Below are 19325 nucleotides of genomic sequence, written 5' to 3'. Positions count from 1 at the left end.
GTGGCCCTTCTTGGACCAGCACTGGCTCCATACCATCCGAGAGAACTGTGGGAGCGCTCCCACATTACCGGACGGAGATTTCCATGTCTCGCAGATTGACGGCGGCTGTGCTCGCAGTGGTCGCCACGGCCGCGGTGGGAGCGTCTGTGCTCGCCTCCTCGGCCGCGCAGGCCGCCGACTCCGCCTTCTACGTGGACCCGACGACGAACGCGGCCAAATGGGTGGCCGCCAACCCCGGTGACAGCAAGGCCGCGGTGATCAGGGACCGCATCGCCGCCGTCCCGCAGGGCCGGTGGTTCGCCAGCTACAACCCCTCGACCGTGCGCAGCCAGGTCGACGCGTACGTCGGAGCCGCCGCCTCCGCCGGCAAGATCCCGATCATGGTCGTGTACGAGATGCCGAACCGCGACTGCGGCGGCGCGAGCGCGGGCGGCGCGCCTGACCACTCGTCGTACCGCGCCTGGATCGACCAGGTCGCCGCGGGTCTCGGCGGGCGGCCCGCCTACATCATCCTTGAGCCCGACGCCCTGTCGATCATGCCGAACTGCATGAACTCCTCCCAGCAGGCCGAGGTCCAGGCCTCCATGGCGTACGCCGGGAAGAAGTTCAAGGCCACCTCCTCGAACGTCAAGGTCTTCTTCGACGCGGGTCACGACGCCTGGGTGGGCGCCTCCGACATGGCCAACCGGCTGCGCGGCGCCGACATCGCCAACAGCGCGGACGGCATCTCGGTCAACGTCTCCAACTACCGCTTCACCTCGGGCCTGGTCTCCTACGCCAAGAGCGTCCTCTCGGCCACCGGGGTGTCCGGGCTGAAGGCCGTGGTCGACACCAGCCGCAACGGCAACGGCCCTGCGGGCAGCGAGTGGTGTGACCCGGCCGGCCGCGCCACCGGCACCTGGAGCACGACGAACACCGGTGACTCGGCGATCGCCGCGTACCTGTGGGTCAAGCCCCCGGGCGAGTCCGACGGCTGCATCGGCCCCGCCGGGCAGTTCGTGCCGCAGCGGGCCTACGACCTGGCGATCGCCGCCCCGTACACCCCCTCGCCGTCGCCGTCGCCGTCGCCGACCAGGTCCCCCTCGCCGTCTCCGTCGCCGTCTCCGTCGCCGACCAGGTCCCCCTCGCCGTCGCCCTCCCCGTCTCCGTCGGCCTCGCCCTCCGCGTCGCCGTCGCCGTCCCCGTCGGCCTCTCCGACCTTCACCGGCGACCGGGGCTGCACGGCGGTCTACAAGGTCGTCAGCTCGTGGCAGGGCGGCTTCCAGGGTGAGGTCACCGTGACCAGCGCGGGCAACTCGGCGATCAACAACTGGACCGTGAAGTGGACGATGCCCAGCGGGCAGTCCATCACCCAGTCGTGGAACGCCAACCTGACAGGCAGCAGCGGCAGCATCACGGCCTCGAACCTGAACTGGAACGGCAACATCGCCCCTGGCGGGAACGCCACGTTCGGCTTCCTCGGCAGCTCCAGCGGGACCCCGTCCACGCCGTCCCCCCTGGTCTGCACCACCAGCTGATCCCCACCGCATAGTCCAGGCGTGCCGTACGGGCCTCCCCACCCGTACGGCACGCCGTTTTCACTAGGGAAGACCGGCATGGCGACCGACCGGTAGTGCTTGCGGCTCAGATGGGCAGCCTGATCAGCCGCCGGCCGTGACGCGGACCGCCGCGCCGGACACCCGGACCCTGGTATCCCCGTCCCGTAGTTCCACCCGGAGCCGGCCCGGCCGTCCCATGTCGACGCCCTGGTGCAGGGTCAGCACCGCGGTGGGACCAGCCTCGCCGAGCTCCCGCAGGTACGCCCCCAGAGCAGCTGCGGCGGCCCCGGTGGCCGGGTCCTCCACGATTCCACCCACGGGGAACGGATCACGCACCTGGAAGGTGTCCGCCGACTCCCGCCACACCAGTTGCAGGGTGATGAGATCCCGATCGGTCATGTACTGCGCGAGCCGGGAGAAGTCGTAGTTCAGATCGGCGAGGCGCTCGCGCGTCGCGGCGGCCAGGACCAGATGGCGCGATCCCGCGAAGGCGATCCGCGGGGGCAGTCCGGGATCGAGTTCGTCGAGCCGCCACTTCAGCGCGTCGAGCGCCTGCGCCACGTCGAGGTCGCCGACCGGCTCGACGTACGGCTCCACGCTGGTCAGGGTCGCCCACAGCACGCCGCTGTCATCCGCCACCACCGTGACCGGTACGGCTCCGGCCTGCGTCTCGAAGACCAGGTCACCCGGGCCGATCCGTTCCGCGAGCGCGACCGCCGATGCCACCGTGGCGTGCCCGCAGAACGGCACCTCCATCTTCGGGCTGAAATATCGGACGGCGAAGGTCCGGCCGTTCTCGGCGGGTTGCGAGGGATGCGCGCGGAGGAAAGCTGTCTCCGGATGGCCCGCCTCGGCGGCGATGGCGAGCATGGCCGCCTCATCCAGCCCGGCGGCGTCGAGCACCACTCCGGCCAGGTTGCCGCCGTCGGGATCGGTGGTGAAAGCCGCGTAGTGCAGGACCGGGGTTATCGGAACGGCAGAAGTCGACATGTCCCATGGAACGGCACAAGAGATACCGCTGTTCCCCGGAGGCAAGGCCGGTCGTTCGGCGGCGCCCAGGCCGTGGAGGCGGCCCACCACCACTTTCGGACGCCATCCGCCGGTCGCCTCCCGGCTGCCAACAAAGTAAGATCGAATCTACGTAAGATTGGTTCTACGTATGATCGAAGTGATCAATGGAATTCAAGGGGAGAGCCGCCGATCTTGAGCTAATTGATCGACAGTTGCGGCACGTCACGGAGGGATCGGTCGGCACTCGCGGGAGCGCTGTGATCATGACCGGTCGACGCCGGGTGGGGAAATCGCGACTGGTTCAGGAGTTCTGCGACCGCGCCGGCGTGCCGTATGTGGTCTTCCAGGCCACCAGAGGCCGTAACCAGGTGGCCGAGCGTGCCGACTTCGTCGGCATGCTCGCGCAGTCCGCGCTGCCGGGTGCCGAATTGATCGCCGGGGTGCAGGCCGGAGACTGGAACCAGGCACTCCGTGCTCTGGCGGTGGCCGTGCCCGACCAGACGCCGAGCATCGCGGTCATCGACGAGGTGCCGTGGCTGGTGGAACAGGACCGCGAGTTCGAAGGGGCGTTGCAGACGGTCTGGGATCGGCATCTGTCCGCCAAGCCGGTGCTGCTCATCCTGGTCGGCAGTGATCTGTCGGTGATGGAGGCGTTGCAGTCCTATGGCCGCCCCTTCTTCGGTCGCGCCGCGAAGATGACCGTCCAGCCGCTCCACCCCGCGGATGTGGCCGTCATGACCGGACTGGACGCCGCCGACGCCATCGACGCCTTTCTGATCACCGGGGGTTTCCCCGAGGTGGTCCAGGCATGGCAGCCAGGAATGAACCGCGTCGACTACCTGCGGGAGTCGTTGAGTAATCCGCTGTCCGCGCTGCTGATGGCCGGTGAGCTGTCATTGCTCGGGGAGTTCCCCGAGACCTCCCACTCACGTGCGATCCTGTCCGCGGCGGGTAGCGGGAAGCGCACGTTTTCCGCCATCGCCACCGAGGCGGGTGGCGCCTCCCCCCTGGCCTCCGGCACTCTTTCCCCTCTGCTGTCCACCCTTATCGGCAAGCGGGTGCTGGCCGTCGACACCCCGCTGTCCACCAAGCCGGACACGAAGAACAAGCGCTATCGCATCGCCGATCCGTATCTGCGCTTCTGGCTCGCCTTCCTCGACCGCGGTATCCCCCTGGTCGAGCGTGGCCGGGGCGAACGTGTCCTGGCCACCATCGAACGCTCCTGGACCTCCTGGCGTGGCCGCGCCGTCGAGCCTGTCGTTCGTCAGGCACTGTCGCGGCTTCTTCCTGACGACCGATGGCCCGAGACCGGCGCCATCGGCGGATGGTGGAACCGGCAGAACAACCCCGAGATCGATCTCGTCGGGGCCGACCGCGAGCCGGTCGCGCGGCACGTCCAGTTCCTCGGCTCGATTAAGTGGCTGGAGAACGGGTCGTTCGGCCGCCATGAGTACGAAAGCCTGGTGCGCGACATGCTCGCCGTTCCGGGCGCAGAAACCGGGACCCCGCTGGTGGCCGTTTCCCGCTCCGGTGTCGACGACGGCCTGCCGCTCGCCGCGCACTGGGGTCCCGAAGATCTGCTGGCCGCCTGGCACTGACTGGCGCCGGCGTATTTTCCGGCTCCGACGGGACCGGAGACGCCGCGATTACGTCGGCCGTGAGGGTGAACCGGCCGGTTGAGCGGCCGGGGTCACTCCTCGGGGGTGACGGCGACGGCGCGGGCCGCGTCGGGGCCCTCGTCGAGGAGGACGTGGAAGCCTTCCTCGTTGAGAATCGGGACGCCGGCCTTGACCGCCTTGTCGTACTTCGAACCCGGGTTGTCTCCCACCACCAGGAAACTCGTCTTCTTCGACACCGACGAGGTGACCTTGCCGCCCCTGGCGCCGATGGCCTCGCCGGCCTCGTCGCGGCTGAAGTCGGTCAGCGTCCCGGTGACGACGAAGGTGAGCCCTTCCAGCGGACGCGGCCCCTCGTCGGCGGGCGACTCGTCGGCCATCCGGACCCCGGCGGCCCGCCACTTGTCGATGATCTCCTGGTGCCAGTCGACCGCGAACCACTCTTTGATCGTCGCGGCGACCCGGGGGCCGATGCCCTCCACCGCCGCCAGTTCCTCCTCGGACGCCTTGGCGATGGCGTCGATCGAGCGGAACTCCGCGGCCAGCGCGCGGGCCGTGGGCGGCCCGATGTGCCGGATCGTCAGCGCCACGAGCACCCGCCACAGCGGCTGGTCCTTCTTCTCCTTCAACTGCTGCAGGATCAGCTCGGCGTTCTTGCTCGGCTCACCCGAGAGGTTGGCGAAGAACGAGACGACCTTCGGTTCGCCGGTCTCCGGATCGGTCTTCGGCAGGCCGGTCTCGGGATCGCGGACCACCGACCTGATCGGCAGCAGCTTCTCGATGGTCAGGTCGAACAGGTCGGCCTCCGTGCGAAGCGGCGGCTCCTGCGGCGGCAGTGGCTGGGTCAGTGCGGTCGCCGCGACGTAGCCCAGCCCGTCGATGTCGAACGCGTTGCGCCCGGCCGCGAAGAAGATGCGCTCACGCAGTTGCGCGGGGCAGGAGCGGGCGTTCGGGCAGCGCAGGTCGGCGTCGCCCTCCCGCTCGTAGGCCAGTTCGGTGCCGCATTCCGGGCAGTGCGTGGGCATGACGAACTCCCGCTCGCCGCCCTGCCGCAGGTCCACCACCGGACCGACGATCTCGGGGATGACGTCGCCCGCCTTGCGCAGCACCACGGTGTCGCCGATGAGCACGCCCTTGCGCGCCACCTCGGAGGCGTTGTGCAGCGTCGCGCGCTCCACGGTCGACCCGGCTACCACCACCGGCTTCATCACGCCGAACGGCGTGACCCGGCCCGTCCTGCCCACGCCGACCTGGATGTCGAGGAGCTTGGTCGTGACCTCCTCCGGCGGGTACTTGAACGCGATCGCCCAGCGTGGGGCCCGGCTGGTCGAGCCGAGCTGCCGCTGCACCGGGATGCGGTCGACCTTGACCACCACACCGTCGATCTCGTACTCCGGGTCGTGGCGGTGGTCGTTGTAGTAGGAGACGAATTCGCGGATCTTGTCGAGGCCCTTGACCACCTTGTAGCGGTCGCTGACCGGGAGTCCGAACTCACGCAGCCGCTCGTAGACGGCCGACTGGGTGGCGGGCAGCGGACCGCCGCCCTCCCATTTGCCGACACCGTGGACGATCATCCGCAGCGGCCGCTGCGCGGTGACGCGCGGGTCCTTCTGCCGCAGCGAGCCCGCGGCCGAGTTGCGCGGATTCGCGAACGGCGGCTTGCCCGCGTCCATGAGCTGCTCGTTGAGCTTCTTGAAGCCCTCGACCGGCAGGAAGACCTCTCCGCGCACCTCGAGCAGATCGGGCACGTCGTCCCCGTCGAGCCGATGCGGCACGTCGTCGAGCGTGCGGATGTTGGGGGTGATGTCGTCTCCGGTGCGCCCGTCGCCCCGGGTCGCGCCCCGGACGAGGCGGCCCTTCTCGTACACGAGTGCCACGGCCAGGCCGTCGATCTTCAGCTCGCACAGGTAGGGCCCGGGATCGGCCTCGATCAGCCGCTCGGCCCGGGTCTGCCAACCGGCGAGGTCGGCGTCGTTGAAGGCGTTGTCGAGGCTTTCCAAGCGCTGGAGATGGGTGACTGGGGCGAACTCCGTGGAGATCGGCGCTCCCACCTTCTGCGTGGGCGAGTCCGGTGTGCGCAGGTCGGGATGCGCCTCCTCCAGCGCGAGGATCTCCCGCATCCAGCCGTCGTATTCGGCGTCGCTCACTGTGGGCGAGTCGAGCACGTAGTAGCGCCAGTTGGCGTCCTCGAGCAGCTCCGTGAGCTCGGCGTGCCGCTCCCGCGCCTCGGCCGGCGCGCCCTGCACTCCTCCGCCGGCGCTCTGCACTCCTCCGCCGGCGCTCTGCACTCCTCCGCCGGCGCTCTGTGCCTCCTCGGCGGTGGCTTCTCCGGTGGCGGCGCTCCCGTCGGTCCCTGCGGCGCCCGTCACGCTTTCGACCTCGCTCACGGCCTCCGCGTGCCCGTTCGCCGCGTCCCCGGGCACGGCACCGTCGAGCCCGCCGGCCTCGTCAGCCCTGTCGGTCACGTCGCCCGTCTCCCCTCGTCAGACACCCAGGGCAACCGTATCTCCGGCGACCGACAGTTCGCGAAGGACAGGGGCGGGAGCCGCGCCGAGGACGTGGGCGACTCCCGCCGGACCGCTCGGCGAGAGGGCCGCTCCAGACCCCGCGGCCCCTCGTTCAGGAGCGATCGAGAATTACGGTAGACCGCTTGCGGCCCACTTTCATTCCTTTTTGTCCGGGTGTATCTCGGGCCGGTCGCCGTGGATGGGGAGGGACCGGCCCGAGGGTCATCCTCCCTGGGTCCAGACCCGTTCCCAGCGAGAGCACTTGCCGGTGATCCGGGTCGTGCCACCCCGGCAGACCATGGCCTTGGCCAGCAACATGTACCCGGCGTTCACGGCGAACGTCCGCGGGGTGGACTGGGAGCAGTTGCGGTAGGCGGCCGTGCGGTACTTCCCGCGGTCGGTCAGCCACTTGATCTTCACCCACGAGCAGGTCCTGGCTCCGCCCGCGTCATAGAGGTCGCCGACGATGCGCAGCCCCGACGACCCCGACCGGACGTACCCGTTCGCCCAGCCCTTGGTGTCGGAGGACACCGTCGGCCCCCACTTCCACGTCTCCGCGGCCGACGCGACCGACGCAGGCGAGACCACCGAGGCCACAGAGACCACCGAGGCCACCGAGGCCACCGGCGACGCGGACGAGACCGAGGCCGCCGCGGGAGCCGCGGCGAGACCCGCCGCCAGAGCGGCGGACAGCCCGGCGGCGGCGAGAGGGAGCAGAACGCGCGCGGCGCTTCGCATGGTCTTTCTCCTGAACGTCTGAACTTCCAGCACGTCAAGAGATAGGCGGCAAGGCTTGTGAATCACTTGAGGATGAGCTGGGAGGCCGCTTGGATCACCGGCGGCAGCCCCGTCCCGGCAGCCTTGCTCAGAACAGCCTCACTCCGGACGGCCTCGCTCCGGACGGCCTCACTCGCCGGGGTCCTCGCGCAGCACCCTGGCCGCCTCACGGCACCGGGCCAGCGCCGCCCTGGCGTACCTGGGCGAGGCCCCGGCCAGGCCGCAGGCGGGGGTGAGCACGACCTGCTCGGCGAGCCGGGCGGGCGGGAAGCCGAGGCGCCGCCACAGCTCGACCGCCGGTTTGGCCACCACGCCGACGTCCGGCAGCCGGGTGTCGGTGCCCGGCACGACGCCGAGGAACAGCGCGAGCCCCTTCTCGATCGTCTCGCCCAGCTCGTCCTCGTCGCGGCGGCGCAGCAGCGCCGCGTCCACCGACGCGCCCCGCGCGCCCGCCGTGCGGATCACCTCGTACGGCACGCCCGGCGCGCAGCAGTGGACGACCGGGAAGGCGGGCTCGATCGCGGACAGCACGGTCTTCAGCCGCTCGGCCGCGATCGGGGACTCGACGGCGGGCAGCCGCCCGAAGCCGGACGCGGTCGGCACCGTGCCCGCCAGCACCCCGGGCAGGCCCGGCTCGTCGATCTGGACGACGAGGTCGGCTCCGGGCACCCGGCGCCGGACCTCCGCCACGTGCTGCGCGAGCCCCTCGGCCAGCGACTCGGTCAGGTCGCGTACGGCTCCCGCGTCGGAGAGCACCTTGTCGCCGTGCCGGAGCTCGATGGCCCCGGCGAGCGTCCACGGCCCGCATGCCTGGATCTTGAGCGGTCCCGCGTAGTCCTGGGAGACCTCCTCCAGGCCGTCGAGGTCGCGGGTGAGATGGTCTCTGGCCCGCTTGAAGTCCCGTCCCGGCCGGTCGGCGAGCCGCCAGCCGGACGGCTGCACCTCCACGGGCAGCTCGACCAGCAGCGACGCCGTACGGCCGATCATGTCGGCGCCCACCCCCCGGGCGGGCAGCTCGGGCAGGTAGGGCATGGGCAGTTCGCCGAAGGCAGTCCTGACCGCCTCCAGATGGTCCTCGCCCGGGTAGGACCCCACGCCGGTGGCTGTGGCCTCGCTCCACGGATAGTCGCTCACGGTGACTAGCTTATGGACTATGAAACTCACCAAACTCGGTCACGCGTGCTGGCGTCTGGAGAAGGACGGGCGGACGCTCGTCATCGACCCCGGCGCGTTCAGCGGCGAGGGCCTCCTCGACGGCGCGGACGCCGTGCTCATCACCCACGAGCACTTCGACCACGTGGACGCGAATCTGCTCAAGAACGCGAGCCCGGACCTGGAGGTCTACACCTGCCAGGCCGTCGCGAACCAGCTCGGCGAGATCCCGGCGAGGGTGCAGGTCGTCAACCACGGGGACGCCTTCGGCACCGCCGGTTTCGACGTGCGGGCGGTCGGCGAGTGGCACGCGCTCAACCTGCCCGACGTCCCGCCGGTGCAGAACGTCGGCTTCTTCGTGGACGACGAGGTGTTCTACCCCGGTGACGCCCTCACTCCGCCCGGGCGCGACGTGCCCACGCTGCTGGTGCCGACCAACGCGCCGTGGCTCAAGGGCGCGGAGATGATCATGTACCTGCGCTACGTCCGGCCCGCGCGGGCGTACTCGACCCACGACGGGCTGGTCAACGACATCGGCGCGACGCTGATCGACAACTGGCTCGGCATGGAGGCCGGGAAGCAGAAGGCCGACTTCCGCCGGATCCCCGTCGGCGAGTCGGTCGAGGTCTGACCTCAGACGGCCGAGGCGATCGTGGCGGAGCCGATGACGACGTCGCCGTCGTACAGGACGGCGCCCTGGCCCGCCGCGACGCCGGTCGCCGGGCGGTCGAGCTCGATGTGCAGCTCGCCGCCGGACACCTGGGCGCGGCAGCCGTACACCTCGCCGTGGGCACGCAGCTGGACCGTGCAGGTGATCGGCTCGTACGGCTCGGGCCGCGGCCCGTTCCACACCGGCCGCTCCCCCACGATGCTGCGGACCTCCAGGGAGGCGCGGGGACCGACCGTGACCGTGTTGGACACCGGCTCGATCGACAGCACGTAGCGCGGCCTGCCGTCGGAGGCCGGCCGGTCGATGTGCAGGCCCTTGCGCTGCCCGACCGTGTAGCCGTACGCCCCCTGGTGGCTGCCCACGACCTGGCCGGTGAGCGCGTCGACGATCGGCCCCTCGGACGCGCCGAGCCGATCGGCGAGGAACGCCCGGGTGTCGCCGTCGGCGATGAAGCAGATGTCGTGGCTGTCGGGCTTGTCGGCGACGGTCAGCCCGCGCCGCGCCGCCTCCTCGCGCACCTGCGCCTTGGTCGAGCCGCCCAGCGGGAAGATCGCGTGCGCGAGCTGCTCGCGGGTGAGCACGCCCAGCACGTACGACTGGTCCTTGGCGTCGTCGACGCTGCGCCGCAGCACGCCGTCCTCCAGCCGCGCGTGGTGGCCGGTGGCGACGGCGTCGAAGCCGAGCGCGAGCGCCCGGTCGAGCACCGCCTCGAACTTGATCTTCTCGTTGCAGCGCAGGCAGGGGTTGGGGGTGCGCCCCGCGGCGTACTCGCTGACGAAGTCCTCGACCACGTCACGATGGAACCGTTCCGCCATGTCCCACACGTAGAAGGGGATGCCGATGACGTCGGCCGCGCGGCGCGCGTCGCGGGCGTCCTCAAGCGTGCAGCACCCGCGTGCGCCGGTGCGGTAGGACTGCGGGTTGGACGACAGCGCCAGATGGACGCCGGTCACGTCGTGCCCCGCCTCGGCGATACGGGCGGCGGCCACCGCGGAGTCGACCCCGCCGGACATGGCGGCGAGGACGCGAAGCTTTCGTGTGGGACCCATAACAGTTCGAGGTTACCGCCCGCCGGGCCGCGCCCGCGTTGGCATCGGGGCGGGCGTGCTGGGAGGATGCGGGGTCATGCGACTGTTCGGGCGCAAGAGCGAGTCCGCCGACCCCGCCGAGGCCATCGCGGCATTCTGGACCTGGTGGGACGAGGCGCGTCCCCAGATCGACGCGCACGTCGAGGCGGAGGACCCCGAGGCCCTGCTCGAGATGATCGGCCCCGCCGTCACCGCCCTCCATCCGTCCCTCGTGTGGGAGATCGCTCCCGGCCGCATGGCCGTGAACGCCCTGGTCGTCAGCGCGTCGAACGATCCGGAGCTGCGGACGTTCGCCCACAGGTGGGCCCTGGCCGCGCCGCCGGCGGACGCGATGTGGGAGTTCTATCCGTCGCGGCAGGCGAACCCGCAGGCCGCGGATCTGGCGGTCGACGTCGGAGGGCGGGAGTTCGGGCTCGACCGGCTGGTGGTGGCGTTGCGCGTGCCGCCCGGCTCGCCGCGCGTGGACGTCACCGCCTTCCATCCGATCTTCCCCGACGTCGACGACGACACGCGGACGGAGGCGGCCTTCCTCGCGCTCGACTGGCTGCTGGGCGAGGACGAGGTGGCCCGCTGGGTCGGCGAGATCGTGGCCGCCGAGTTCGAGCCGATCGACGCGCTCCCCGCGATCCACCTGCCCTCGGTCGTCGCCGAGGTGGCGGAGGAGTTCAAGGAGGAGCAGTGGGCGCTCCTCGAAGGCCACACCGCCACCGGCGGCCGGCTGACCGCCGCCGCACGCTATCCCCTCAGGCCGGTGGACTTCCCGCTGTTCGACCAGCACATCGCCGTCACGCTGCCCTACCGGGAGGCCGACGGCGACGGGCTGCCCACGGGGGGCTCCCTGGACGCGCTGCGCGACTTCGAGGAGCGGCTGAACGACCGGCTGGCCGCGCTCGGCCCGGCCGTCCTGGTGGCCCACCTGAGCGCCGACCGCAGCCGGGTGCTGCACGTCTACGCCGACCCCGCGGCGGCCGTGCCGCCCGTGGTCGAGGAGGTCGCCGACGGGTGGCAGGAGGGGCGCGCCCGCGTCGAGGTGGCCGAGGACCCCTCGTGGAGTGCGGTGGCCCCCTTCCTGACCTGAACCGGATATTCGGCGCGTTTCACGACATACGAAACGGGCACGTCGCAGGAGCAACACGCGGGCGAGCACCCGCCGTTCCGCCCATTCCCGCAGGCTGCGGGGCCGATCCGGCGATGGGATTGGGGTCGGACATGGCTCAGCGCACACTGGACCGGTTGCTGAACGCGATCGAAGGCGACGGTCGCCTCGACCGGCCCGGTCATCGGCTCGAAAAGGGCCTCGCCTTCGCCGAGAACCTCCTCGGGGTCACCCGGGGCCGCGCCCGCGGCCTCCTGCACGGCGTCTGGCTGGGGCACCCTCTCCACCCGGTGCTCACCGACCTCCCGATCGGCTCCTGGACGGCGGCGCTGGTCCTGGACCTCACCGGGCAGAGGCGGGCGGCGCGCACGGCCGTGGGAGTCGGCATCGCCGGCGCGCTGGCCGCGGCGGCGACCGGCCTGCACGACTGGCAGCACACGCATGACAACGCCCGGCGCATCGGCATGGTCCACGGCACGCTCAACACGCTCGCCCTCGGCCTGTACGGCTGGTCGTGGCTGCAGCGGGGCCGGGGACACCACCTGCGGGGACGGCTCGCCGCCCTGCTCGGCTATCCCGTGATCATGGCAAGCGGCTTCCTGGGCGGCACGCTCGTCTTCCGCCACCGGATCGGGGTCGACCAGAGCGGCAGGCAGCACGAACCACTCGGCTTCACCCCCGTGCTGGCCGATCGCGACCTGACCGACGACCGCCCCCGTCGCGTCCGGGCGGGCGACGTGGACGTCGTCCTGGTCCGCGCGGACGGCCGCATCCACGCGCTGGAGAACGCCTGCCCGCACCTGCGCGGCCCGCTGTCCGACGGCTGGCTCCGGGACGGCGCCCTCACCTGCCCCTGGCACGGCTCCCGGTTCGAGCTGTCCAGCGGGGAGAGTCTGAACGGCCCGGCCACCGCACCGGTGCCGTGTTTCCAGACCCGCGTACGCGACGGATGGATCGAGGTGCGCCGCGCGCCCGTCGCGGCCACCGCGCCTCCCGGGAGCGCGCTGGTGCGCCAGCAGGAGGTGCGGCCATGAGGAGAAGACCACCGGCGCTCACCCACGTGCGGGAGGCGCCCGCCCGGCAGGAGCCGAAGAAGGCGACGCGGGTGCTCGTGGAGCACCACGAGGTGCTGCGCGACCTCATGCGGAAGCTGACGGAGACGCCGCGCTCGGAGCCCGGACGGCGGCGCGCGCTCGCCGACGAGCTGTTCGACGAGCTGTGGATGCACGAGCGGATCGAAGAGGAGATCTTCTATCCCGCCGTGCGGGACATCACTCCGGCCATCGCGGCGGCCTGGTCGGAGCACCGCCAGCTCAGCGACCAGCTCGCGGCGCTGACGTGCGCCGGCCCGCACACGGAGCGGTTCGACCGGGAGCTGGGGGTGTTGCGGGACGTGCTGAGGTCGCACGCCCACCTGGACGAGGAGCAGCATATGTTCCCCGAGATCGAGCGCTTCGCCGACGAGGAGCTGCTCCTCGACCTGGGCGACCGGCTCCAGGCCCGCCTGAGGCGGCTGCGCTCGTCGCGGCGCTTCCGGACGCTCCTCCGCCTGCAGCGGGCGCTGCTGCGCCGTACGGCCCGATCGGCCGCGCCCTAGAGGGTAAACACACCGAGGGACAAACAGAGGGACAAACAGGCAGAGGGACAAACAGGGCGGGTTACGACAGACCGGCACGCCGAGCGCGCTCGACGACGTGCCCGATGACCTCCGCGACCCGGTCGACGTCCTCCTCCACCGAGGTGTGGCCGAGGGAGAAACGCAGCGAGCCGCGGGCGCGCGCGCCGTCCTGGCCCATGGCGAGCAGCACGTGGGACGGCTGGGCGACCCCGGCCGAGCAGGCCGAGCCCGTGGAGCACTCGACACCCTTGGCGTCGAGGAGCATGAGCAGGGCGTCCCCCTCGCATCCGGGGAACGAGAAGTGGGCGTTGCCGGGCAGCCGGTTCACCGGGTCGCCGTTCAGCACGACGTCGGGCACGGCCAGCCGTACGCGCTCGATCAGGTCGTCGCGCAGCGCCGACAGCCGCTCGGCCGTGGCGGGCTGTCGCGCGACCGCCGTCTCGACCGCCGCCGCGAACCCGGCGATGGCCGGCGCGTCCAGGGTGCCGGAGCGGATGTCGCGCTCCTGCCCGCCGCCGTGCAGGACCGGCACCGGGTCGACGCCCCGGGCCAGCAGCAGCGCCCCGACGCCCACGGGACCGCCGACCTTGTGGCCGGAGACGGTCATGGCGTCCACGCCGGACTCGGCGAACGACACCGGGAGCTGGCCGACCGCCTGCACCGCGTCGGTGTGGAAGGGGATGCCGTATTCGTGCGCGATGCCGGCCAGCACGCGCACCGGCTGCACGGTTCCCACCTCGTTGTTGGCCCACATGACGCTCACCAGCGCGACGTCGTCGGGGTCGCGGGCGATGGCCTCGCGCAGCGTCTCCGGATGCACCCGGCCCCGCTCGTCCACGTCCAGCAGCTCGACCCGGGCGCCGTGGTTGTCGCCGAGCCAGTGGGCGGGGTCGAGAGCGGCGTGGTGCTCGACCGAGCTGATCAGGATCCTGGGCCGCCTCCTCGCCCAGAACAGGCCCTTGATCGCGAGGTTGTCGGCCTCGGTGCCGCCGGCCGTGAACACGACCTCGCTGGGGCGGGCGCCGAGCGCGCAGGCGATCGTCTCGCGCGACTCCTCGACGACCCGGCGAGCCCGGCGGCCCGCCGCGTGCAGGGACGAGGGGTTGCCGACCTGTCCGAGCTGGGCGGTCATCGCCTCGATCGCCTCAGGCAGCATCGGTGTGGTCGAGGCATGGTCCAGATAAGCAGCTCCCATGACCCCTCCCAGACACGTATTCAGCCCACCAAGCGTATCCGGGCGGGCGGAGAACACGGGCATGTGTCGCAACTTAACCGTCCAGACGGTACAGTAAACGGCATGAGGAGAGACGAACTGCTGGACGCGGCCGAGGGCCTGCTGCAGGATCAGGGCGCCCAGGCCCTGACCCTGGCGGCGGTGGCCGAGCGCGCCGGTGTCAGCAAGGGCGGTCTCCTCTATCACTTCGCGAGCAAGGACGCGCTCGTCAACGGCATGATCGAGCGCCTGATCGCCGACTTCGACGCGCTGATCGAGGCGCAGTCGGAGAGCACCTACACCCGGGCGTACGTCGCCGCGACGTTCGAGGCCGTGGAGACCGGCCGGCTGCGACGATGGGCCGTGGTCACGGGTGCGGCCGGCGACCCCGAGCTGCTCGCGCCGCTGCGCGGGGCGATGGACCGCTGGATGCGGCAGGGCCTGGACGACGAGCCCGACCCCCCTACCTCTCAGGTCGTACGGCTGGCCTGTGAGGGCCTCTGGGAGGTCGCCACCCACTGTGTGGGGATCATCGACTACACCGCGATCCGCGCCAGGCTGCTCGCCCTGTTGTAGCGCGCTGCTTGTGAACCCCTGACCTACACCTGGTGGTCGCCCTTCCTTCCGGCTCTGCCGTGAAAGGGCGACCTGCTGGTGTCTGCCCGTAAATCCGGGCCCGGAAACCCACTTGACTCACCTGGAAAGGAAGCTGTGATGACCCGCGCTTTGAGGAAGGCCCGCCACGGGGCAGTCCTCACCTTCGTCCTGGCCGGCCTGATGTGCGGAACCTTCACCGTGCGCCTCCCCGCCCTGGCCGACCGGCTCCACCTGCCGGAGTCGTCGGTCGGGCTCACCCTGCTCAGCTGGGGGATCGGCGCGCTGCTCACCATGCAGCTCATGCGCGTCATCCTGGCCAGGATCGGCAGCCGTGGCGTCCTGCGCGCGGCCGCTCCCCTGTGCGCGGCATCACTGGTCCTCGTGGCGTTCGCGCCGTCCCTCCCCGTGCTGGCTCTGGCCGCCGCGCTGTTCGGCATGGCCTTCGGCGCCGTCGACGTCGGCATGAACGCCCAGGGCTCGGCCGTCGAGCGCGCGTACGGCCGGCCGATCATGAGCGGCATGCACGCGGGATGGTGCGTCGGCGCGATCTCGGCGGGCCTGCTCGGCACGGCGGCGATCGCCCTGGGCCTGTCCCTCACCGCCCACATCCTGGTCGTCGCCCTGGTTTCCGTGCCGGCGGCGCTGGCCCTCAGCCGTATGCACCTGCCCGACCCGGCGCCTGAGGCGGACGAGGCGGGCCGGGCCTCGGCCCGTGCCCGGCGCAGGCTGCCCGGGGTCGTCTACCTGCTCGGCGCGGTCACCTTCGCCGCGTTCATGGTGGAGGGCGTCGTCGCCGACTGGAACGGCCTTTACCTGATCGGCACGCTGCACGCCTCCGAGGCGGTCGCCGCGCTCGGCTACCCGGTGTTCGAGGCGGGCATGCTGCTCGCCCGGCTGGCCGGCGACCGGCTGCGCGGCCGCTACGGCGCCCGCGGGCTGATCATGTTCTCCGGCGGCGCCACCGCGCTCGCGTTCCTCGCGGTCATCGCCGCGCCGGTGACCGTGGCCGCCGTGGCCGGGCTGTTCTTCATCGGGCTGTCGGTGGCGACGATCTCGCCGATGGCGCTGTCCCTGGCGGGGACCGCGATGCGCGAGCCCGGTCCGGCGATCGCGCAGGCGAGCGCGATGGGCTACGCGGGCCTGCTGCTCGGTCCCGTGGTCATCGGCTTCCTGTCCACCGCGGCCTCGCTGCGGGTCGCGATGGGCGTGGCGGTCGTCCTCGGCGTCGTGATCGTCATCGCCGCACGCCTGCTGCCCACGTCGCGTACGGAGATCATCCCGCTGCCGGTCCGGCCGGTGGACGAGGAGGCCCGCCTCCGCACGGCGGCCTGACGCCCGCGGCCTCCCGCACCTGGCCGGTGTTTTACCCGGATGGCGGCCGTGCCGCCGGCCCTGGGGGCACTGGGGATGCCAGGGAGCCTTTTCCGCGCCGCCGGAAGGCGCGAGGCCGCTGGGAGAACACCCGCAAGGAGCACATGAGATGCGAGCCGTAGTGATGTACGCCCCCGGGGACGTCCGGGTGGAGCAGCGCGAGGATCCGAAGATCCTGGCCCCGACCGATGCGATCATCCGGCTGTCCGCGACCTGCGTCTGTGGCTCGGACCTGTGGCCCTACCGCGGCCTGGACGAGCACGACGGTCCTGTCCCGATGGGCCACGAGTACGTCGGCGTCGTCGAGGAGGTCGGCGGCGAGGTCACGTCGGTCGAGCCCGGCCAGTTCGTGGTCGGCTCGTTCTTCGCCTCCGACAACACCTGCGAGATCTGCCGGGCCGGCTACCAGTCCCGCTGCGTGCACGCCGTGCCGATGGCCGCCATCGGCACCCAGGCGCAGCGGGCCCGCGTTCCGCTGGCCGACGGCACCCTGGTCGCCACCCCCGCCATGCCCGAGGCGGACCTGATCCCGGATCTGCTGGCCGCCTCCGACGTGCTGGGCACCGGCTGGTTCGCCGCGGTCGCAGCGGAGGCCGGACCCGGCAAGACCGTCGCGGTCGTCGGCGACGGCGCCGTCGGCCTGCTCGGCGTGCTGGCCGCCAAGCAGCTCGGCGCGGAGCGGATCGTCGCCTTCAGCCGGCACGCCGACCGGCAGGAGCTCGCCGTCGAGTTCGGCGCCACCGACATCGTCACCGAACGCGGCGACGAGGGCGTGGCCAGGATCAAGGAGCTGACCGGCGGTCTGGGCGCGCACTCGGTCATCGAAGCGGTCGGCACCCAGGAGTCGATGATGCAGGCCATCCGCTCCGCCCGCCCCGGCGGGCACGTCGGCTACGTCGGGGTCGCCCACGACGTCGAGCTGCCCGGCAGAGAGCTGTTCTACTCCATCGTGCACCTGCACGGCGGCCCGGCCCCGGTGCGCCGCTTCCTGCCCGGCCTCATCGAGCTGATCTGGGACCGCACGATCAACCCTGGCAAGGTCTTCGACCTCGAACTGCCGCTGGAGGAGGCCGCCGAGGGCTACCGGGCCATGGACGAGCGCGGCGCCGTCAAGGTTCTGCTGCGCCCCTGAGAGCCGCCGACGCGGCCGCCAGGGGCCGGCGAGCGGTTCGCCCGCCTCCCGGCCCGTGCCGCGTGGTCACGCGGCACGGGCCGGGCGCGTCACTTCCGCTTCTCGACCTCCTCGGTGAGCTGCGGGACGACCTGGAACAGGTCGCCCACGACACCGAAGTCGGCGATCTCGAACAGGGGCGCCTCGGCGTCCTTGTTGATCACGACGATGGTCTTGGAGGTCTGCATGCCGGCCCGGTGCTGGATGGCTCCGGAGATGCCGGCCGCGATGTAGAGCTGCGGGGAGACGGTCTTGCCCGTCTGCCCGACCTGGAACTGGTGCGGATACCAGCCGGCGTCGGTCGCGGCCCGCGAGGCGCCCACGGCCGCGCCGAGGGCGTCGGCGAGCTTCTCGATGATCGAGAAGTTCTCGCCCGAGCCCACGCCCCGGCCGCCGGAGACCACGATCGCGGCCTCGGTCAGCTCCGGACGGGCGCCCTTCTCCTGGACGACCCGCTCGACGATCCTGGCCGCGCGGGCGGCGTCCGACAGCGCGACCTCCACCTTCTCCTCGGCACCGGCCGCCGCCGCGGCGACGGGGGCGGTGCTGTTCGGGCGGACCGTGATGATCGGCGTGCCCTTGGTCACGCGGCTGTGGACGTTGACGCCGCCGCCGAAGATGGACTGCTCGGCGACGAAGCCCTCGCCGACGCCCACCGCATCCGAGATCACACCGGAGTCCGTCTTGACCGCCAGGCGGCCGGCGATCTCCTTGCCCTCGCCGGTCGCGGCGACGAAGACCGCGGCCGGGGATCGCTCGGCCACCAGGTGCGCCAGCACCTCGGCCTTGGGGGCCACCACGTAGTCGCCGATCTCGTCGGCGGTCGCCACGTAGATCTTCTCCGCGCCGTACTCCGCGAGCCTGGCCTTCGCGGCGTCGGAGTAGCCGGGGCCGGCCCAGACGGCGGCCGGCGTGCCCAGCGACCGGGCCAGGGTCAGCAGTTCGAGGGTGACCTTCTTGACGTCACCGTCGACGTGCTCGACGAGAACCAGAATCTCACTCATCCCAAGCCCCTCAGATGAACTTCTTCGACGCGAGGAACTCGGCGGCCTTGGCTCCGCCGTCGCCCTCATCCTTGATCACGGTGCCCGCGGCACGCGGCGGGGCGGCGGCGAAGTCCACGACCTCACTCCAGGCGTTCGCCAGGCCCACCTGGTCGGCCGCGATCTCCGCGTCGGCGACCCCGAGCGTCTCGACCGGCTTCTTCTTGGCGGCCATGATGCCCTTGAACGACGGGTAACGCGGCTCGTTGATCTTCTCGACCACCGACACGACCGCGGGCAGCGACGCCTCGACCTTGTCGTAGCCGTAGTCGGTGATCCGCTCGACCCGGATGGCCGTGCCCTCGATCTCTACCCTGCCGGCGAGCGTGAGCTGCGGGGCGCCGAGCCGCTCGGCCAGCATCGCGGCGAGCATGCCGGTGCGGGCGTCGGTCGACTCCGAGCCGAGGATCACCAGGTCGAAGCCGATCTTCTTCAGGGTCTGTGAGATGGCGTAGGAGGTGCCCAGGGCGTCCGACCCGTGCAGCGCGTCGTCGTGCAGGTGCACCGCCTTGTCGGCGCCCATCGCCAGGGCCTTGCGGATGGTCTCGGTCGCCTTGGCGGGGCCCATGCTGAGGACGGTGACCTCGCCTCCATGGGCCTCCTTGAGCCGCAGCGCCTCCTCGACCGCGTACTCGTCGAGCTCGTTCACGACGCCGTCGGCGGCGTCGCGGTCGAGCGTCTTGTCATCGGACCTCAGCTTGCGCTCGGTCGCCGTGTCGGGGACCTGCTTCACGCAGACGACGATGTTCATGGCCGGTGGCCGACCTCCCCTTTCCGTACGGCTGACGCCGCGGTTCTCGGTACGTGGCGCGGGGACGCGCACGTGATGCAAGACTGCCAGGTGCTCGCAGGCGTGC

At 71.4% G+C, this 19325-nt stretch carries 17 protein-coding genes; 9 read left to right on the top strand and 8 right to left on the bottom strand.

The annotated features are described in order from the left end of the window. Window positions 1–83: 83 nt before the first annotated feature. The gene (locus BXA11_RS20510; protein WP_143734416.1) at window positions 84–1517 is read left to right on the top strand and encodes a glycoside hydrolase family 6 protein; all 1434 of its coding nucleotides are present in this window, start codon (window positions 84–86) and stop codon (window positions 1515–1517) included. A gap of 123 nt (window positions 1518–1640) precedes the next feature. Here BXA11_RS20510 and BXA11_RS20505 read toward each other — a convergent pair whose 3' ends face one another. Then, a complete protein-coding gene (locus tag BXA11_RS20505; protein ID WP_076436860.1) occupies window positions 1641–2528 on the bottom strand; it encodes a PhzF family phenazine biosynthesis protein in 888 nt (295 codons plus the stop codon). Window positions 2529–2713: 185 nt separating this feature from the next. Here BXA11_RS20505 and BXA11_RS20500 point away from each other — a divergent pair, with 185 nt between their 5' ends. Then, the gene (locus BXA11_RS20500) at window positions 2714–4147 is read left to right on the top strand and encodes an ATP-binding protein (protein WP_076436858.1); all 1434 of its coding nucleotides are present in this window, start codon (window positions 2714–2716) and stop codon (window positions 4145–4147) included. Between the two features lie 92 nt (window positions 4148–4239). Here the strand turns inward: BXA11_RS20500 and ligA are convergent, their stop codons facing one another. The 3 genes from ligA to BXA11_RS20485 all read right to left on the bottom strand — a co-directional run bounded on the left by ligA (window position 4240) and on the right by BXA11_RS20485 (window position 8583). Then, a complete protein-coding gene (gene ligA / locus BXA11_RS20495) occupies window positions 4240–6432 on the bottom strand; it encodes an NAD-dependent DNA ligase LigA (RefSeq protein WP_076436987.1) in 2193 nt (730 codons plus the stop codon). A gap of 462 nt (window positions 6433–6894) precedes the next feature. Beyond that, a complete protein-coding gene (locus BXA11_RS20490) occupies window positions 6895–7410 on the bottom strand; it encodes a hypothetical protein (protein WP_076436856.1) in 516 nt (171 codons plus the stop codon). A gap of 168 nt (window positions 7411–7578) precedes the next feature. Then, window positions 7579–8583 (bottom strand): methionine synthase, encoded by a 1005-nt coding sequence (locus BXA11_RS20485; protein WP_030506115.1) that lies wholly within the window; start codon window positions 8581–8583, stop codon window positions 7579–7581. Between the two features lie 19 nt (window positions 8584–8602). Here BXA11_RS20485 and BXA11_RS20480 point away from each other — a divergent pair, with 19 nt between their 5' ends. Next, window positions 8603–9232: an MBL fold metallo-hydrolase gene (locus BXA11_RS20480; RefSeq protein WP_076436854.1), complete on the top strand. Its 630-nt coding sequence runs from the start codon at window positions 8603–8605 to the stop codon at window positions 9230–9232. A gap of 2 nt (window positions 9233–9234) precedes the next feature. Here BXA11_RS20480 and mnmA read toward each other — a convergent pair whose 3' ends face one another. Then, window positions 9235–10320, bottom strand: a complete 1086-nt coding sequence (gene mnmA / locus BXA11_RS20475; RefSeq protein WP_030506117.1) for a tRNA 2-thiouridine(34) synthase MnmA — start codon at window positions 10318–10320, stop codon at window positions 9235–9237. Between the two features lie 76 nt (window positions 10321–10396). On the opposite strand from mnmA, the gene BXA11_RS20470 reads away from it, so the two are divergent. The 3 genes from BXA11_RS20470 (at window position 10397) to BXA11_RS20460 (ending at window position 13052) form a co-directional block, all read left to right on the top strand. Beyond that, window positions 10397–11437: a DUF695 domain-containing protein gene (locus tag BXA11_RS20470; RefSeq protein WP_076436852.1), complete on the top strand. Its 1041-nt coding sequence runs from the start codon at window positions 10397–10399 to the stop codon at window positions 11435–11437. Window positions 11438–11568: 131 nt separating this feature from the next. Beyond that, window positions 11569–12489, top strand: a complete 921-nt coding sequence (locus BXA11_RS20465) for a Rieske (2Fe-2S) protein (protein WP_076436850.1) — start codon at window positions 11569–11571, stop codon at window positions 12487–12489. Continuing rightward, window positions 12486–13052 (top strand): hemerythrin domain-containing protein, encoded by a 567-nt coding sequence (locus BXA11_RS20460; protein WP_159454815.1) that lies wholly within the window; start codon window positions 12486–12488, stop codon window positions 13050–13052. Before BXA11_RS20465 ends, BXA11_RS20460 begins: the two co-directional genes overlap by 4 nt. Window positions 13053–13113: 61 nt before the next feature. Here the strand turns inward: BXA11_RS20460 and BXA11_RS20455 are convergent, their stop codons facing one another. Next, the gene (locus BXA11_RS20455) at window positions 13114–14268 is read right to left on the bottom strand and encodes a cysteine desulfurase family protein (protein WP_030506121.1); all 1155 of its coding nucleotides are present in this window, start codon (window positions 14266–14268) and stop codon (window positions 13114–13116) included. A 102-nt stretch (window positions 14269–14370) separates the two neighbouring features. Here BXA11_RS20455 and BXA11_RS20450 point away from each other — a divergent pair, with 102 nt between their 5' ends. The 3 genes from BXA11_RS20450 (at window position 14371) to BXA11_RS20440 (ending at window position 17386) form a co-directional block, all read left to right on the top strand. Then, window positions 14371–14862, top strand: coding sequence for a TetR/AcrR family transcriptional regulator (locus tag BXA11_RS20450; protein WP_076436848.1), 492 nt, complete (start codon window positions 14371–14373; stop codon window positions 14860–14862). A gap of 138 nt (window positions 14863–15000) precedes the next feature. Next, window positions 15001–16215, top strand: coding sequence for an MFS transporter (locus BXA11_RS20445; RefSeq protein WP_076436846.1), 1215 nt, complete (start codon window positions 15001–15003; stop codon window positions 16213–16215). 148 nt (window positions 16216–16363) lie between these two features. Further along, the gene (locus BXA11_RS20440) at window positions 16364–17386 is read left to right on the top strand and encodes a zinc-dependent alcohol dehydrogenase family protein (protein ID WP_076436844.1); all 1023 of its coding nucleotides are present in this window, start codon (window positions 16364–16366) and stop codon (window positions 17384–17386) included. Window positions 17387–17475: 89 nt separating this feature from the next. Here the strand turns inward: BXA11_RS20440 and BXA11_RS20435 are convergent, their stop codons facing one another. Next, window positions 17476–18429, bottom strand: coding sequence for an electron transfer flavoprotein subunit alpha/FixB family protein (locus BXA11_RS20435; RefSeq protein WP_076436842.1), 954 nt, complete (start codon window positions 18427–18429; stop codon window positions 17476–17478). 10 nt (window positions 18430–18439) lie between these two features. Further along, window positions 18440–19219, bottom strand: a complete 780-nt coding sequence (locus BXA11_RS20430) for an electron transfer flavoprotein subunit beta/FixA family protein (protein WP_076436839.1) — start codon at window positions 19217–19219, stop codon at window positions 18440–18442. Window positions 19220–19325: the final 106 nt, after the last annotated feature.

The sequence above is a fragment of the Microbispora rosea genome, from assembly GCF_900156315.1.
Lineage (GTDB): Bacteria > Actinomycetota > Actinomycetes > Streptosporangiales > Streptosporangiaceae > Microbispora > Microbispora rosea.
Note: the sequence above shows the minus strand (reverse complement) of the source record. Positions and strands in the feature narration are given on the sequence as shown.

What these genes read in the sequence shown, in the direction of transcription:
- BXA11_RS20510 (WP_143734416.1), top strand. Translation starts at nt 84, where the DNA reads ATGTCTCGCAGATTGACGGCGGCTGTGCTCGCAGTGGTCGCCACGGCC.
- BXA11_RS20505 (WP_076436860.1), bottom strand. Translation starts at nt 2,528, where the DNA reads ATGTCGACTTCTGCCGTTCCGATAACCCCGGTCCTGCACTACGCGGCT.
- BXA11_RS20500 (WP_076436858.1), top strand. Translation starts at nt 2,714, where the DNA reads ATGGAATTCAAGGGGAGAGCCGCCGATCTTGAGCTAATTGATCGACAG.
- BXA11_RS20490 (WP_076436856.1), bottom strand. Translation starts at nt 7,410, where the DNA reads ATGCGAAGCGCCGCGCGCGTTCTGCTCCCTCTCGCCGCCGCCGGGCTG.
- BXA11_RS20480 (WP_076436854.1), top strand. Translation starts at nt 8,603, where the DNA reads ATGAAACTCACCAAACTCGGTCACGCGTGCTGGCGTCTGGAGAAGGAC.
- mnmA (WP_030506117.1), bottom strand. Translation starts at nt 10,320, where the DNA reads ATGGGTCCCACACGAAAGCTTCGCGTCCTCGCCGCCATGTCCGGCGGG.
- BXA11_RS20470 (WP_076436852.1), top strand. Translation starts at nt 10,397, where the DNA reads ATGCGACTGTTCGGGCGCAAGAGCGAGTCCGCCGACCCCGCCGAGGCC.
- BXA11_RS20465 (WP_076436850.1), top strand. Translation starts at nt 11,569, where the DNA reads ATGGCTCAGCGCACACTGGACCGGTTGCTGAACGCGATCGAAGGCGAC.
- BXA11_RS20460 (WP_159454815.1), top strand. Translation starts at nt 12,486, where the DNA reads ATGAGGAGAAGACCACCGGCGCTCACCCACGTGCGGGAGGCGCCCGCC.
- BXA11_RS20455 (WP_030506121.1), bottom strand. Translation starts at nt 14,268, where the DNA reads ATGGGAGCTGCTTATCTGGACCATGCCTCGACCACACCGATGCTGCCT.
- BXA11_RS20450 (WP_076436848.1), top strand. Translation starts at nt 14,371, where the DNA reads ATGAGGAGAGACGAACTGCTGGACGCGGCCGAGGGCCTGCTGCAGGAT.
- BXA11_RS20445 (WP_076436846.1), top strand. Translation starts at nt 15,001, where the DNA reads ATGACCCGCGCTTTGAGGAAGGCCCGCCACGGGGCAGTCCTCACCTTC.
- BXA11_RS20440 (WP_076436844.1), top strand. Translation starts at nt 16,364, where the DNA reads ATGCGAGCCGTAGTGATGTACGCCCCCGGGGACGTCCGGGTGGAGCAG.
- BXA11_RS20435 (WP_076436842.1), bottom strand. Translation starts at nt 18,429, where the DNA reads ATGAGTGAGATTCTGGTTCTCGTCGAGCACGTCGACGGTGACGTCAAG.
- BXA11_RS20430 (WP_076436839.1), bottom strand. Translation starts at nt 19,219, where the DNA reads ATGAACATCGTCGTCTGCGTGAAGCAGGTCCCCGACACGGCGACCGAG.